Annotated in this window: 8 protein-coding genes and 1 pseudogene; 1 reads left to right on the forward strand and 8 read right to left on the reverse strand. The window is 62.3% G+C overall.

All coding sequences use genetic code 11. From position 1 onward, the window contains the following. Positions 1–2 precede the first annotated feature (2 nt). The 6 genes and pseudogenes from JV201_RS30135 to JV201_RS03490 all read right to left on the reverse strand — a co-directional run bounded on the left by JV201_RS30135 (position 3) and on the right by JV201_RS03490 (position 12,182). The gene (locus JV201_RS30135) at positions 3–866 is read right to left on the reverse strand and encodes a methyl-accepting chemotaxis protein (protein WP_371132985.1); all 864 of its coding nucleotides are present in this window, start codon (positions 864–866) and stop codon (positions 3–5) included. Beyond that, positions 858–1,955: pseudogene (locus JV201_RS30140) on the reverse strand (methyl-accepting chemotaxis protein); the annotation flags it as partial. The gene JV201_RS30135 and the pseudogene JV201_RS30140, both read right to left, overlap by 9 nt. Positions 1,956–2,106: 151 nt before the next feature. Next, entirely contained in the window at positions 2,107–7,851 is a 5,745-nt protein-coding gene (locus JV201_RS03475; RefSeq protein WP_219406523.1) for a membrane-targeted effector domain-containing toxin, read from the reverse strand. A 64-nt stretch (positions 7,852–7,915) separates the two neighbouring features. Further along, positions 7,916–9,718 carry a CocE/NonD family hydrolase gene (locus tag JV201_RS03480; RefSeq protein WP_219407130.1) on the reverse strand — a complete coding sequence of 601 codons (1,803 nt, stop codon included), beginning with the start codon at positions 9,716–9,718 and terminating at the stop codon, positions 7,916–7,918. 19 nt (positions 9,719–9,737) lie between these two features. Next, entirely contained in the window at positions 9,738–11,177 is a 1,440-nt protein-coding gene (locus JV201_RS03485; RefSeq protein WP_219406524.1) for a YfcC family protein, read from the reverse strand. 108 nt (positions 11,178–11,285) lie between these two features. Beyond that, complete coding sequence (locus JV201_RS03490; RefSeq protein ID WP_003212270.1) at positions 11,286–12,182, reverse strand: LysR family transcriptional regulator; 897 nt, start codon at positions 12,180–12,182, stop codon at positions 11,286–11,288. Positions 12,183–12,354: 172 nt separating this feature from the next. On the opposite strand from JV201_RS03490, the gene JV201_RS03495 reads away from it, so the two are divergent. Beyond that, complete coding sequence (locus tag JV201_RS03495; protein ID WP_219406525.1) at positions 12,355–13,578, forward strand: OprD family porin; 1,224 nt, start codon at positions 12,355–12,357, stop codon at positions 13,576–13,578. Between the two features lie 6 nt (positions 13,579–13,584). Here the strand turns inward: JV201_RS03495 and JV201_RS03500 are convergent, their stop codons facing one another. After that, on the reverse strand, positions 13,585–15,042 hold the full coding sequence (locus JV201_RS03500) for a glycosyltransferase family 39 protein (RefSeq protein ID WP_219406526.1): 1,458 nt from the start codon (positions 15,040–15,042) through the stop codon (positions 13,585–13,587). Positions 15,043–15,153: 111 nt separating this feature from the next. Further along, the coding region (locus JV201_RS03505) for a nucleotidyltransferase family protein (protein ID WP_257903283.1) at positions 15,154–15,686 on the reverse strand (533 nt) is incomplete at its 5' end.

Raw genomic sequence — 15,686 nt, forward strand, 5'->3', positions numbered from 1 at the left:
ATTTACACCCGGAAATGGCTGACCATCTGCTGCAACTGCCCGCCCAAACGCGCCAGTTCCACACTCGACTTGGCCGTCTCGTCACTGGCCGCCGCCGTCTGCTCCGACACGTCCCGCACATTCACAATGCTGCGGCTGATCTCTTCCGCCACGGCACTCTGCTGCTCGGCGGCTGCGGCGATCTGCTGGTTCATCGACTGGATATTCGACACCGTACGGGTGATGTTTTCCAGTGACACACCGGCCTTGCGCGTCAGTTCGACGCTGCTGTCGGTGAGGCTGCGGCTGTTGTTCATCACGGCGGCCACTTGCTGGGTGCCGTTCTGCAAACCGGCCACCAGGCCTTCGATTTCTTCGGTGGATTTCTGGGTGCGCTGGGCCAGGCCGCGCACCTCGTCGGCGACCACCGCAAAACCGCGACCGGCTTCACCGGCACGGGCGGCTTCGATGGCGGCGTTGAGCGCCAGCAGGTTGGTCTGCTCGGCCACGGCCTTGATCACGTCCATCACGCTGCCGATCTTGTTGCTCTCTTGTTGCAGGTGCGTCATGGCGTCGGTGGAGCGCGCCACTTCAGCTGCCAGGCGCTCGATCTGGGCGATGGCTTCGGCCACCACCTTGTCACCGGCACGGGCTTCACCGTCGGCGGCCGAGGCAGCCTGGGACGCTTGTTCGGCGTTGCGTGCGACTTCCTGCACGGTGGCAGTCATTTCGTGCATGGCGGTGGCCACTTGATCGGTCTCGATCTTCTGGCTGTTGACCCCGGCACTGGTCTGTTCGGTCACGGCTGACAGCTCTTCGGCGGCGCTGGCGATCTGGGTCACGCCGTCACGGATGCCGCTGATCAGTTCACGCAGGGTAGTGCCCATGCGCTGGATGCCCTGTTGCAACACGCCGAGTTCGTCGCGGCGGGTCACCTGGATGTTGTGGCTCAGGTCGCCGGAAGCGATGCGCTCCACCACGGCGAGGGTCTCGCGCAGTGGGCGGGTGATCTGGCGGGTGATGATCACGGCCGCCACGATGCCCACCAGCAAGGCCAGCAATGTGCTGATCAGTTGCAGGCTGCGGGCCTGGGCGCTTTCGGCGTCGCGGCGTTGCAGCTGGATGTCGTACAGCTTGTCGCTGATGGTGACAATGTCGGTGCCCTGGGTGGTCATTTCTGCCCGGGCCGAGACGATGTTGGCGTTGGCCGCCTTGTAGTTCTGCACCGCGCTGCGATAGGCGCCGAGGGCGGTTTCCAGGGCGGTCAGTGCAGGCTGTTGGCTGGCGCCAAACGCTGCGTGCAGGCCTTTCAGACCGTCGATGGCTTTCTCGATCTGCGCGGCGGCGCGGGCTTCAGTCTCGGCGTTGACGTTACCGGTGTAGCCGCGCACTTCGTAGCGGGCCAACTGGAACTGTTCCTTGGCGCTGGTCACGGCCTCGAACTGGGCAAAGCGCTCGGTGCTCTCGGGCATCTGGCGCACGCTGGCGTCCAGGGCACTGATCTGCGCATTGGCGATGTCAGCCTTGTCGCCCATGACCTGGCGCGCGGCGTTACCGTTGCGATAGGCCTCGCGCATTTTGTTCAAGGACTGCTGGTAAGCGGTGATGATCGCTTTTTGCTCATTGAGCAGCTTGAGGTTGTCCGGGCTCTTGAAGCTGTCCAGCAGCTTCTGTTGCTGGGCCACAAAACCGTCGAGGTTGGTCTGCACGTTTTGCGCCACGGCTTCGTCGCCGTTGGCCAACATGTATTGCAGGCGCACGATGCGCAGTTTGGTCAGCGAAGCGTTGAGCTGGGTGATGTCGCTCATCCAGTTGCTGCGGTCGATCAGGCCGCCCAGGCTGGTCCAGCCGGTGAGCGCGAGGATCGAGGTGAGGACCAGTACCAGGCCGAAGCCCAGGCCCAGTTTCATATTGACGCTGATGTTGCCGAACCAACTATTCATCGCATTCCTCCAGGAACAGATTTGAGGGTACATCCGGTTGCTGGAAGTAGCGACCAGCCGATGGGTAGTCAGGAGGTATCGGCAGCCCTGGCGAGAGCTGAAACGGTTTTTTCGTGAGGGCAGGATTTATGGAACGTGAGCGACGAGCGGTCGCACCGCCCTCATGCAGAGGGCGGTGCGAGGATCAGTGGACTTGGCGCATTCTTTTGCTGGTGGTGATGATGTCGATCAACGCTTCCCTGCTGCTGAAACGGCGGTCATCCAGGTTCCAGCGATTGACGAAGTGCCCCCTGGCATCCTGCTGCAACGCGGTGTGGACCAGTACGCCGTCGCGGTTTTTATGGACCATCTCCAACCCATCGTCCAGGGTGCGCTGAAGCAGATAGTCGCCTTTGCGCCGCAGGCGTTGTTCGAGGCTGAGGGGTGGTGCGGGCGTGGCAGGTAGCGGCAATGGCGCACCGGCGACTTCGATGTTTTTCTTGAAGTCGTAGCGCACCAATGGCCATTGCTGCTCGCGCGGCAGCGCCTGGACGCTGGCGGGCTCACGCACAAAGCCGCTGGCCGACCCCGGAGGCACATCGTCCAGCAGCAGACTGATGCCGTTGTTGAGCTCGGCAATGCCCGGTACGCCGCGATGGGTATTGGCGTGCGTTTCGCCCACCAGCGCGACCCACTTGTGCGGCCCCTGTTGAAGCTGATCGGCGCGGATCACCTGGGTTGCAAAGTAGTTGAACATTGATGTCCTGGAGCCGGGCATGCCGTCCACCCGCAAGCTGGCGACACAGTCGAGTGCGCGGATCCGCACGTTATGCTTCATCGCCACCTGCACCAGGCTGACAAAACCGTAGGGGCTGTCGGCCGGTACGCCGTGGCCTTTGTCCAATGCGTTGAGGTAGCTCCACAGTTCATCTGGCATAAAGCCCAGGCTGTGGACGATATCCAGGTCGGCCTGATGCAGCTCGGTGGTGAGTTGCTCCATGTACAGGGTTTTTACTTCTCGCGGGCCCTTCAGGTATTCCATGTGCCGGCTGAGGAAGCCTTTGCTCGACGTACCGGCGTGGGCTTCGCCGACTACCAGGCCATCGGCGGTGTCCAGCAGTTGATCGATAAATTTCGCCTCATCCAGGGCCGGGTCGACCGCAGGCAGTGCTCCTCGAGCAGGCGGTGTGTGTTCGGTAAAAAACGCCTGGGCCTGATCCTGAAGTTTTTTGCGGGTCTGGTCGAACGTGGTTTGCGCCGCGCGACGGCTGCTGGCGGTCTCCCTGTAGGCGGTGGCGAAGAGCGCTTCACGCGTGCCTATCGGCAAGGTGATTTCCTCGCTGATCAGGCCCAGGTGTTCATGGGGCAGGTCAAAGGTGCTGAAGTGGCGCGGCGCCTCAACAGGCAGAGGGCGCGTTGGCCGTAGCGCGTGTGAGCGCTCCACCGAGGGCCCCGGGTGCGGCGCCGGTTGGCGTGCCGTGTGCAGCGACAGCTTCAGGTCGCCCTTGGCCAGGGCATCGCCGGGAATGCCGCCGGCCACATCCGCGATGACTCGGGTGGGTTGGTCGAAGGCGTCGTCGACCCGCAGGGCAATGCTCTTTTGCAGGTCGGCCAGGCCCGGCGTGCCGCGATAGGTACTCATGCGTTTTTGATCAACCAACGCTATCCAGCGCTCGCCCGGTTTTTTCGCCTGGTCGTCGTTGATGAGGGTGTGGGAGTAAAAGTTGGTCAGCCGGTTGGCGCGAATCGGGGCCGGGCGTGAATCAAACAGGCACAGGGTGTTTTCCAGGTCGTAGGAGCTTGAGGCGTTCAACGGCCGAACCTCAATCCCGTGCTGTTGCGCGGTGTTTACCAGCATCCAGTGGCCGTGCAACCCGTCGGGGTCGCGGTAATTTTCCTTGTCGATGGATTTGAGCTGGCCCTCGGCCCGTTTGGAGAAACCACTGGAAAACCGTGAGTGGGTTTTCAGGTGATGAATGTCGCGCCACAGCGGCTCGATATAGAGAACCGTCACGTTCAGTTCGCGCAGGTACTGCATGTTTTCGATCAGCACCTGTTTAGCCGCGGTGGAAAACGGTGCCTCGCCTACCACCAGGTTGTGCGCGTCATCGATCAGCAGCTTGAGCAAGTCACGCAGGGCAATGTCTGGCGCCGGGTTCAGGGTTTCGGCCCGGGGAACCACGGCGGGCAACCGTGCAAAAAACGCGTCGGCGTCATCCGTCAGGGCCCTGACGTTGTCCAGGTGCTGTTTGAGTGCCGGGGCGAGTTGCCGACGCGAGATCCAGATGCTGTGGGTATTGAGGTCTCGATCCAGGTAGGCGATTTGCAGGAACAGCGCCGACCGGTCCTCGGGTGCGATGACGGCCGCTACGTCCCGGCGAAACTTTTCCGACAACTCATAGGGCTGCCCGAGCCTTTCAGGGCCAGGCATGCCACCGATGACACCGGAGCGCTGCCACTGGCCGTCCACCGTCTGGTTCACCAGCTTGCCGGTGGAGCGCAATTGCCCGCTGGTGTTGTCGTAGCGAAACAACAGGAATCGCCCCAGGCTGTCCGGGGTGTGCGAGGCCCACAGGCTGTCGCCGGCAAACAGCACAGGCTGCATGCCCTGGGGCAATGGGGGCTGCGGTTGCAGTTGCTTGATCAAGGTCATGGCCTGTTGGTCCTTGGTCACCCGGGCAATATGGCGTAACGGCGGACGGGCGAGCTTGACGGGGGCGAACAGCAGGGGCCGCAGGTCGGTCAACAACGTCCCGCCGGCATTGAGCAGCGCACCCAGATAGTGTCCCAGCGCGGCGGCGGTGTCGTTGCGGCTGTAGGCATGCAGGGCGAGCATCGAATCCTTGAACACCAGCAAGCCGCCCAAGGCCAGGCTCAGTGCCGGGAAGGGCGCAGTCAGCACGGCAATGGTGATTTCGCCGATCACGCTGACCAGCTCCATGATCATCTGCAAGCGCCCGGTGGTGGTGCTTTTGACTTCGTCGATACGGTGACGCAGCTTTTTGTCGTAGGTATGGTAATGCAGGTTCTTCAGCGGCAGTGCGGTGCGAGGCACTTCGTCGAACACCGGCTTGGAATACACCCCCTTGAGCTGTGCCGGCAGGCCGGCCACCAACGCATGCAACCTCGGCTCGAACGCCGCGCGCTCAACGCTGGCGACCCGGCTGATGTAGTAGGTGTCCATGCCTTCAAGGTTTTTCAGGCGTTCGTTGAATTCCCGTTGCGGCCTGAAGGCGATGCCATCCGGTGCGTGCGGGGTGTAGAGCAGGGGCAGGTCGTTGGCGTGGTGGAACAGGTAGCAGCCATCGATCACTTGGCCGCTGATGTGCAGGGGATAGAGCCGATACCGATTGCGCACGGCATCGCTGTTATCGGCCAGGCTGTCGATGCTTTTTTCCAGCCAGGCCAGGTCGCTTGTTGCCAGGCAGCCTTGCAGGCAGCACTCAAGCGCAGCGACGTGCATGTGCAGTTGGGCAACCTCCAGGGCCATGTTGCGGCGCCATGCATAGTGGGGGCCTTGCGGGTCCAACAGGGTTTTCTCGACCTCGGCGACATAGCGGTCACCGATCCAGGTGCCTCTGACCGAGTTGCTCACCGTTTGCGCGGTGAGTCGACTCAGGTCGACGCCGGGCGGTCCCTTGAACTGCGCGGTGGTGCTGGCGTCGGGGTTGATAAAGCCCAGGCTGGCGTCGTAGCCATTGCGGTACAGCGTGGTGTAGCTGACGCGTTCGCGCGGGGTGATCACGCCCACGAGATTTGGGTCTACCGCCGGGATCGGGTTGCCGAGCAGTTGGTTGAGGGCGGTTTTTGCCGCCTTGTGCAAGTAACTGTCGAAGTCGGGAAACTGTTGTGGGCTACCCGGGCTTGCGGCGTAGGCCTTTGCCGCGCCCAGTGCCTGTTCCTTGAGATCGGCGAGTTTCTGTCGGTCGGCTGCCGATGCCTGGCTCAGCCACTTGGGCATCTGATGCAGGTATTCATCGGCCTGCATGGCCAGCGTCGTGGTACTCATTTCCACCAGGCAGGCTTCATAGGTGGAGGGCGCGCCGAAACTGATCATCAAATACTCAAGGCTGGCCGGGGCAAAACCCAGGGCGGAAAGCATCGCGCTGTATTTGGGCCGGATCCGGCTGACCAACTGTTCAAGCAGGTAGGCTTTCATGCTGCGCGAACCGGGAGCGGACGCTACCTCCTGGCTCCAGCCGAGGATATGCGCCTGCAATTCCCGCTCGCTGCCAAAGGCCTGGAACTGTTCGGCGCGTGGCGCGTGAGGCGTGCACAGCAGCAAGCGTTTGACCGCGCCCGTTGCATCGGTCTGGCGCAGCACCCACAGGTCTTTGAGCGGAGCCTTGTGCAGGAACAGGCAGCAGGCGGTGAGTGTGGGCGAGGGGCCTTCACTGAGGGTTTGCAGCAGTGCGTAGTCGTCAGTGCTGATATGGTTTTGCAACGATGCACTGTAGGCCAGCGCGTGCAGGCGGCTGTCGAGCATCTGCTGCATGGCTTCCTGTACGGCGGGCAAACTGTGGGCGCGCTTTTGTTCTTCGGCGAAGACCAGGCTTGGTTGAACCTTGGCCAGCAGCTCGGCCAGGTAAGCCGGGGTGACGTCCTGGAACTCGGGCGGCAATGGCTGCTGGGCGTAGGTCAGTTGGGTGTGCTTGAGAAACTCGGAACCGGCGTGTTCATCGCCACGGTGCAAGCCACGTACCGCCAGTTGCACCAGGTTGTTGTGCTGGTTGTACGAGTTGCCTGACTTGAGGGTGCGCTCGGTGCTGATCTGCAGTTGCTCGGGGATCAGGCCCTGGATATCCAGGTCGTCATCCAGATGCTCAAGCAATTGCAGGCGTGCCATGGCCTCGGGCGAGGCCGCCGGGCCGAGTAGCGCCAGCACTTGCAGGCTGAGGTGTTCGTAAGTGCGCAGATGCTCGGCGAGGGTTTTGCGCTGAGACTCATTGGCGCTGCGGTACCAGTCGGGGGCGGATTCGTGGAGCAGTTTTTCCAGTAACTGTTGCGCGCGCAGTTCCAGGCGCGAGGCCAGGTCCCAAGGCGAGCAGCGCAGCGCCTGGTCGAGTTCGAGGGTCATTCTGGCGACGTCTGTCGGCGCTGGATGGCCGTCCAGGCCAAGGGCAAACGCGATGTCCTGATGTTGTTTGTCCTGCAGGGCGTTGTAGGTGTGTTCGTTCAGCGGGAGGCTGTCGATAGGCTCTGGCACCAGCGGCCAGATACTTGCCGCGCGCAAGTGCTGGTAACGGCGCGGCAAGTGTTGCAGCAGTTCCTGACGCCAGGCCGACTGCTTCATGCGCTCTTGCAGCGTGCGATCCAGGTGTTTGAGCGAGGTGAAAGCCTCCAGGCCTCTGGACGGGGTGAACAGCAACACATCACCGTCCTCGATTTCCAGGTGGGTGGCCGGTGTCTGGCTGCGCGTGAGGACGAACGCCCCGGCGAACTCGATGGTCTGCTGGCGGTAGCGAAACGTCAGGCGATGGATACCCGGGCGCAGCTCGGGGCCGCTGACGATATTCGTCACCAGCAGCTGGTCGGCAGGGCTGAGCAGGCGATCCTTGACCTTCAGCCTGGCCTCGGCCTCCAGCATCGGCTGGTGGCTGTCGAGTATCCAGTTCTTGCGTAAATGGCCGTTGGGCCGGCGTTCTATTTCCAGGGCGGCCAACTTCTTGTGCAATGCCTGGCTGATGCGCGTGCGGTTCAACCGGCCGGGTTCGCCCTGGATCACCCAGTCGCCGGGGACGGTGTAATGCACCTGTGCGTTCTGCAGGCTCCAGCGGCTTTCTTCTGCCAGGGCGGTGTGCAATGCCTGCACCTCCAGCAACTCGGTAGAAGACTGCGCTGCCGGTGCGTGGCCGTTGGGGAAAATCTGTAGACGATGACCGATTTGCAGCAGGTAGCCGTTCAGTTGTTCCGGGGTAAGTGGTGATGTGTTCGGGGGCTGGGCGGGCATGGCCGGTCCTCAGGGAGTCAATGGTCCCTGAGGGTGCGCAGTCTCGGCGTGTGGATGGCGGTAGTTAGTTACTCAAGGCCTCGACCACGGTCAGTATCAGGCGTGACGGGCAATCGGTACTCAGGTGTAGCGTGTTGCGCGCCACCCTGGGATGTTCTGCCTGGCCGGGTGCTTCGCCGCTGTTGGGGTTGACGTCAAAGCGCGGGAAGTTGCTGCTGGCGATGTCCAGGCGCAACCGGTGGCCGCGCTGGAACAGATTGCAGGTGGCGAAGGGTTCGATCACCACCTTGACCCGCTCACCCGGGGTCAGCAGGGTGGGGTGCTCCCAGGTGTTTCGGTAGCGGGCCCGCAGGATGCCGTCGGTGATGTTCATGGCGTAGCCGTCCGGGTAGACGTCGACCAGTTTGGCGGTGAAGTCGGTGTCGGGCGCATCGCTGTCGATCCACAGTTCCACGCGCAGCGGGCCTGCGACGATCAGGTCGTGGCTGAGTGGCTCGGTCTGGAAGCTTAAGACATCGCTGCGCTCGGCCAGGGGGCGCTGGTCGCCACGGGTACCGAAGAAGTCCGCCCGCTCGCGTTGGTCGAAAGCGCCGCCGACAAAAATCGGCGCGCCGGAGGTCAGGGCGCCACCGATGGTCGGCACCGGATCGGCCGGGTCGGCGCAGTAGCTGAGCTGGCCCTCGGTGGTCGGCGGTTCAGGTTGCAGTTGGCGTTGTGCGGTGAGGTGCAGGGTGAGTTGCCGGCTATCCGGTAGCGGCCATTGATGACTGTCGATCCAGTGCCCGCCATGTTGCAAGCGCCCCTGTTGATCGCGCTCGCCGGTGCCACCGCCCATCAAGAACACCTTCACCGCCGCGGGCTCAGGCAGCGGCGATCCCTTGAGGGTGCGTTCAAACCAGTCCAGGCGGCAGCTCAACCAGTCTTTCGCCACCTGCCCGTCGAAAGCCGCTGGTGCACCAAATTGCGCATCGCCACTGTGAGTGATATTGCGATCACCATGCAGCCAGGGGCCCATGATCAACTGATGCTGCGCCGTACTGCCGGCGCAAAACGCCGCGTAGTTGGCGAGGGTCGAACTGACATAAGCGTCGTACCAACTGGACATGAACAGCACCGGGATATCCGGCAGATCGTGGTAATGCCCTTCGGCGTAGATGCCCGGCGCTTGCCAGTACGGGCCGAAGTCGCCCTGGGCCCACTGCTCCAGCAGATAGGCTTCGTACTCCGGCACATGCCGCAGGGGCGATTGGCCGGCGTGCCACGGCATGCGCTTGAACCACTGGTGGATGTCTTCCTGTTCCAGGGCTTCGAGGATCTTCGGATCCGCCAGTGCCGCCGGGCTTTCCTTGGCCTGGCGAAACGCCCAGGTGGCCTGCTTGAGCTCCAGCGCGCCGCCCTGGCGAATCCCGCATTGGTAGGCGTTGGCGAAGCCGCCGCTGTCCAGCACCATGCTGGCGAGGCCCGGCGGATGCAGGCAGGCCATCGCCAGTTGCGTGTGGGCGGCGTAGGACAGGCCCATGCTGCCAATCTTGCCGTTGCACCACGGCTGCTCGACGATCCAGGCCAGGGTGTCGCAACCGTCTTCGCCCTCGGCGGTGTATTTGGTAAACACGCCTTCGGAGGCATAGCGCCCGCGGCAATCCTGGAAGATCGCGACAAAGCCCTGGGCCGTGAACCGCGCGGCCATTTGCTCGCGGGAAATATGCTGGCCGTCGAGCTGGATTTCCGAGCGCGATGGTTTGCTCTTGTCGTACGGGGTGCGTTCGATCACCACCGGAAAAGGGCCTGGACCGTGGGGCAAGTAGATATCGGTGGCCAGGTGGATGCCGTCGCGCATGGCGATCATCTGGTTGTGCAACGTCTGCATGGGGAAAACACTCATGGGGTCAGTACCCGGTGCCTACGGCAATGGCCAACAACACCATCGCCAGCACCGCATAGATCAGAAACAGCGGCAGGATGTAGCGTGCCCACTGGCCCCAGCCGACGTTGGCGGTGGCCAGCAATACCAACAGGCCGCTGGAGGTCGGGGTGATCATGTTGGTCAGGCCGTTGCCCATCAAAAACGCGAACACTGTGGTTTGCGGGCTGACACCGGAGAGTTGCCCCAACGGCCCGAAGATCGGCATGGTCACCGCCGCCTGCCCCGAGGTGGACGGGATCAGTACATCCAGCCCCAGTTGTGCGAAGAACATGCCGTAGGCCGAGACCACCGGGCCATGATCGCCCACCAGATTGGCGAGGCTGTTGACGATGGTGTCGAGCACCTGGCCGGTGCTGAGGATGATTTCCACGGCGGTCGCCAGGCCGATCAACACACCGGCGATCAGCACCTTTTTCATGCCGTCGACAAAGGCGCTGGCGGCGGTGCTGGCACCCAGGCCGGCGATGACGCTGAACGCCACGGTCAGCAGCAGGTAGAACGCCGACAGCTCGTGGTATTTCCACTCCCAGCGGTTCGAGGCGTATACCAGGAAACCAATACCGGCCCCCAGCACGATCAGGTTCAGCAGGTGGCGCAGGGGCAGCGGTTTGCGTTCGAAGGTGATCTGCGCGCTGGCATCAAACCCGTGCTTGCGGATACTCCACAGTACGAACGCGATGCCCACCAGCAGGAACGTGCAGTAGGCCAGGACGCGCATGCTCAGGCCGCTGAAAATCGGCAGCCCCACCATCGGCTGCGCCACGGACAGCGCTACCGGGTTGGAGATGGAGGCCAGGTAGCCGATCTTCACCGAGATGGCCACGATGGCCAGGCCGATCAGGTTCGACAGCCCCAAGCGGTTGGCCATGGCCACCATCAACGGCACGATCAGGATGAATTCCTTGGCCAGGCCCATGAAGGTGCTGCCGGCGGAAAACACCAGCATCAGGCTGGGCACCAGCACGTAGATATTGCCCCGGGTCAGCCCCAGCAGGCGTTCAAGACCGGCATCAATCACACCGGCCTTGTTCAACACGCCGAACATCCCACCGATGAACAGCACCATGAAAATCAGCGCGGCGCGTTTTTCGATGCCTTGGGGAATAGCCATGAAGCCCTCGACCAACGATACCGGCCGAGCGACCGTATCGCTGGCCTTGCGCGGTTCGACGGAGAACAGTTGGCCCAGGGAGTCGTGCTTTTCCAGCACCTGATAGGAGCCCGGAACCACCAGGCCGTTCTGGCGCTGGAACTTGCCCGAGTTCACCGCGTAGGTGAAGGCGACAGCCAGCAGCACGATGCTCAGCAGAATGATGGCCGGGTTGACCTGCTTGCGCTGCGCGGGTTTTTCCACCGGCGTATCAGTGGGCGAGTGGGTACGGACGATCTGCGGTTCGGTCATGCTGGTTGCCCCGGTGTGCGCTGTTATTGTTGTGTCGGGTGACACTTGTGGAGCGGACACTAGGGCAAAGTTTTAACGGCGACAACGTTATGCGCGGGCTGGGTTGGGCTATGCGTTTTGTGCGGCCAGGCGGTGCTTGAGGTGCTCGGCAAACGCCGTCACCACCTTGGACCTGGGTTCATCCGCGCGAAACGCCAGGCCGAATGCATAGGGCAATGCCGGTCGAAACGGACGGACCACAATCGGCAAATGCATGAAGTGGCTGGCCAGCAAACCATTGACGATCGACACCCCCAACCCCTCGGCGACAAAGCTGCACGCGGCGCCCACCGAGTGCACTTCCACCCGTACCTGGGGCGTCAGGTTGGCTGCGCGAAACACCTGGTTCAACTCCGCCCGCAGGGCCCGTTGCCGGCCCAGCATTACCAGCGGCACGTCCCGCAAGTGCTGCACTTCGATGCAGGCGTGGCGGGTCAGCGGATGGTCAGCGGGCATCACGCACACGCCTTCGGTTTCCAGCACCGGTTCAATCTCGAAGTCGGGAATCTCGGTAGGCAAGCGCACAAAACCTAGGTCGGCGGAACGGTCGAGCACGGCCCGTTCGATCATGTCGTAGGAACCGGTCAGCAGCTCGACCACGATGTCTTCCCGGCCCTTGAGAAACTCGGCGACGATCCGCGGCAGCAGCTCCTGGGTCATGCTGGTGGGCACCCCGACCTTGATCAGGCTCTTGCGCGAACGGCCCACGCGCATCTCATCTGCCAGGCGCTGGATACGCTGCATGCCGTCGACCAGGCCGGCCACTTCGGCGAGCAGTTCTTCAGCCTCCGGGGTCGCCATCAAGCGGCCCTTTTTGCGCAGGAACAACGCGAAACCCAATGCCTCTTCCAGCTGGCTCAACAACCGGCTGACCGCGGATTGCGACAGGCCCATGCGGGTCGCCGCACCGATGGTCGAACCGGTGGACATGATCGCCTTGAAGGCTTCGAGCTGCTTGAGATTCACCGTGATTTTCCTGTGGTTTGAGGGCTTTGCGCATAGCCTGATGCGCTTCTCGCATAACGTTGCCGGGCGTTCGAGGAGCCGTTAGTGTCCGCCGCAATGCGACGCGTCGTCCAGCGTATCGCAGGCAGCAACTGCCCATAAAAAATCACAATACGGCATTCGGGAGACGGTTATGCGTGAGCTTTTCACGAGGGGAGCAGTGGTGTGCACGGGCTTGCTGGCGAGCCTGTCACCGGCACTGATGGCCCAGGGTTTCTGGGAGGATTCCCACGGCAAATTGACCTTGCGCAATTACTATTTCAACGACGGTTACCGCGACGGCGGCGAGGACCGCAAGGAGTGGGCCCAGGGCTTTTTGCTCAACCTGCAATCGGGTTATACCGAAGGCACCGTGGGTTTCGGCCTGGATGCGCTGGGGTTGTCGGGGATCAGGCTCGACTCCAGCCGCGCCCATGCCGGCACCGGGCTGTTGCCGGTGCACGACGATGGCCGCGCGGCCAGCGAATTCTCAAGCCTGGGCGTGACCGCCAAGATGCGCATCGGCGAAGCCGTGGTGAAAACCGGCACGCTGCTGCCGAAGATTCCAGTGCTGGTGTACAACGATGGCCGGCTGTTGCCACAAACATTCCAGGGCACTCAAGTCGAGTACAGCGGCGTCCGTAACCTGTACGTGCACGCCGGGCATCTGGACAAGTTCAAGCTGCGAAACTCTACCGACAGCGTGGATATATATCCCCAGGGCTACAGCGGCAAAAAGGGCAGCGACTTTGATTTCGCCGGCGCCACCTATGCCTTCACGCCCAAGCTGAGCGGTAGCTGGTACTACGGCGAAATGCGTGAATTCTATCGCCAGCAGTTCTTTGGCCTGGTGCATAAACAGCCAGTGGATGCCGGCAGCCTCACCAGCGACTTGCGTTACTTCATCAGCAACGAAGCGGGCGAGGCACGCAATGGCAAGGTCGACAGCGACATGTTCAGCGGGTTGTTCACCTACCGGCTAGGGCCGCAGGCGCTGGGCGTGGGTTATCAGAAAGTCACTGGCAATACCGCGTTGCCCTACGCCAGCGTGTCGACGGTGTATTCCTTCAGCAACGCAGGTGTCGGCAAATTCATCCAGGCCGGTGAGCAAACCTGGATGCTGCGCTATGACTACGACTTTGCCGCCGTGCTGCCGGGCCTGAGTTTCATGACCCGCTACTACAAGGGCCAGAACGGTGACTTCAAAGGGCGCGAAGCCCGCGAGTGGGAGTCGGACACCAACCTGCGCTACGTGATCCAGGACAGCACCTTCAAAGGTGTGGGCATCGAGTTGCGCAAGGCCACGTATCGCTCGACCTATGCGAGCGATCGTGACAACTATCGGGTCTACCTCACGTACGACCTGGCGCTGTGGTGACAGGCCCTACTGCTCGACGAAATAGTACGGCTGACGGTTGATCGCCATCTCCTTGACCACCCTCACCGGGACGTTCAGCCGGTCAGTATTGTCCACCAGGGCCACGTTGCCGGGCTTGGCCGCGAGGTAACTTTTGAGCTCCTCCGGCGTCTGCAGGATCGTCAAGTAACCCTGCATGTAGAACACCCCGGCGCCGGCGATTCGCTCGTTGGCCTGATACAGCACCACTTCCTTGCCCTGCGCCTGCATCGCCTGGATCTGGCTGATCACCGGCACAAACGACTGGCGCACATCGGCCTTGGGCGCGAACCAGAAAGCCGCAATCAGGTAGCAGGCCACCACCACGGTGAAGAAGCCACCTACCAGACCCCGCCGGTTTTCATAAACGTGTTCGGCAACGTGTGAAACCTGCCCACGACTTTTCAGCCAGCCCAGCAGCACGCCGCCATACTCGGCGGCCAGCACTGCTGCGGCGGGCGTCAAGGCCATCAGATAAACCGTGCGCTTGCTGGAGGCAAACGTCAGCAGGGTGAACTGCGCCACCAGCCACACGCTGAAAAACAGGCGGTAGCGGTTACGCACCAGGCTTTTGCGGAAGTGCCACAGCCCCAGGTACACCAGGATGTTCCACGGCAAAAAGGCTTCGGGCAGTTTGACGATGTAGTAATAGAACGGCTCGTAGTGACCGGCTTCGACAAACGAACCGCTGAAGCGCCCGACGCTGTTGGTCAGCAGCACTTCACGTACCCCCTGCAACCCGTCGCGCTGGTACAGGAAACCCAGCCAGATCATCAGCGGCACTAGCGCCAGCAGCGTGAACAGCCCGGGCTTGATCCAGTCGCCCAGCTTGAATTGTTTGTCCATCAGGCTGGTGCTGGCCAGATAGACGAAGATCACCACACCCGGCATGGCCAGGCCCAGAACCCCTTTGCTCAAGGTGGCGATGACCATCCCAAAGGTGAACAGCAACCAGGTGCCCAGGTTGGAGCGGTCGCGCTCCGATTCTGGGCGGTTGGCCTGATAAAACGCCAGCAGGGCCATGGTGACCCCGAGGGTGAGCAGCGAATCTTCACCGACGCCCCGCACATTGCTCCAGTAACTGGCCATGGTCGCCAGCATCAGCGCCGCGACAAACGCCAGCGTTTTGGGCCGGCCAAACTTGCGCAGCATCCCGTACAGCAGCATCACGCTGAACAGCCCGGCAAATGCGGACGCCAGACGCACTGCCCAAGTGGTACCGCCAAACAGCCGGATCGCCCCGGCGTCGAGCCACAGGCTCAGCGGCGGTTTCTCCAGGAACGGTTCACGAAACAATCGCGGCACCACCCAATCGTTATCCAGATGCATGGCCATGGCGATCCCGGCCACACGGGCCTCGGTCGAGCCTTGCAGCTCGTGATTGCCGAGGGCAAAGAAAAACAACAGCGCAGCGAGCAGGAGCAGCAGAGGAGCGGAACGCGTCATGGATTCTGGCTACCGGGGCAGGGGGCCGTTCGGGGGAACAGTCCGGGCGATCGGTGAGTATACGAGGGCGATTCTTAATAATTCGTGAATGAATGTGAGGTTTTTGTGGGGTCAGGATTGTTTCAGCAGTGGCCATTGGGTTAGCCAGCCTTTGGAGGTGATGCGTTGTTGGTAGATGGCGTGTTTTTCCTGGGTGAAGCGAGGCGTGGGTTTGAGTTGGAGATTGAACAGGTCCTCCAGGCCGAGAGGGGCTGAAACTTCGCATAGGTCTTCTGCGGTTCTCCTGACGGCTACTGCGGTGGCGGTCTCGGGCCAGAAGCGCATGGCGTCGCTGGCGTTGCGATAGGGCGCATCGCCGTTGCGCAGGTGCATGCGGGCCTGGTTTTTGACGGACCAGTCGATGGAGGGTTCTGCTGCGTGTAAGAGGGCTTCGAGGCGGCGGTCTTCGTCGGGGCGGGTGCAGGTGGCGTCGAACCACAGTACGTCGACGTCACCGGTCAGTGGAGATAGTGGGCGACCGTGGAGGTGATCCCATACGGCGTTACGTACGAAGCCGGCGCCGATCCAGCAGTCGGGGAGGGCGAGGGAGCGGACGACGGCCAGTAGGTGCCAGCGTAAAGGATCGCTGCTGATCAGTGTCTGGA

This window comes from Pseudomonas sp. Colony2 (assembly GCF_019382755.1).
Lineage (GTDB): Bacteria > Pseudomonadota > Gammaproteobacteria > Pseudomonadales > Pseudomonadaceae > Aquipseudomonas.

Excerpts from the sequence above, each read along its gene's own strand:
- JV201_RS30135 (WP_371132985.1), bottom strand. The coding sequence starts at position 866 with ATGGGCACTACCCTGCGTGAACTGATCAGCGGCATCCGTGACGGCGTG.
- JV201_RS03475 (WP_219406523.1), bottom strand. The coding sequence starts at position 7,851 with ATGCCCGCCCAGCCCCCGAACACATCACCACTTACCCCGGAACAACTG.
- JV201_RS03480 (WP_219407130.1), bottom strand. The coding sequence starts at position 9,718 with ATGCAGACGTTGCACAACCAGATGATCGCCATGCGCGACGGCATCCAC.
- JV201_RS03485 (WP_219406524.1), bottom strand. The coding sequence starts at position 11,177 with ATGACCGAACCGCAGATCGTCCGTACCCACTCGCCCACTGATACGCCG.
- JV201_RS03495 (WP_219406525.1), top strand. The coding sequence starts at position 12,355 with ATGCGTGAGCTTTTCACGAGGGGAGCAGTGGTGTGCACGGGCTTGCTG.
- JV201_RS03500 (WP_219406526.1), bottom strand. The coding sequence starts at position 15,042 with ATGACGCGTTCCGCTCCTCTGCTGCTCCTGCTCGCTGCGCTGTTGTTT.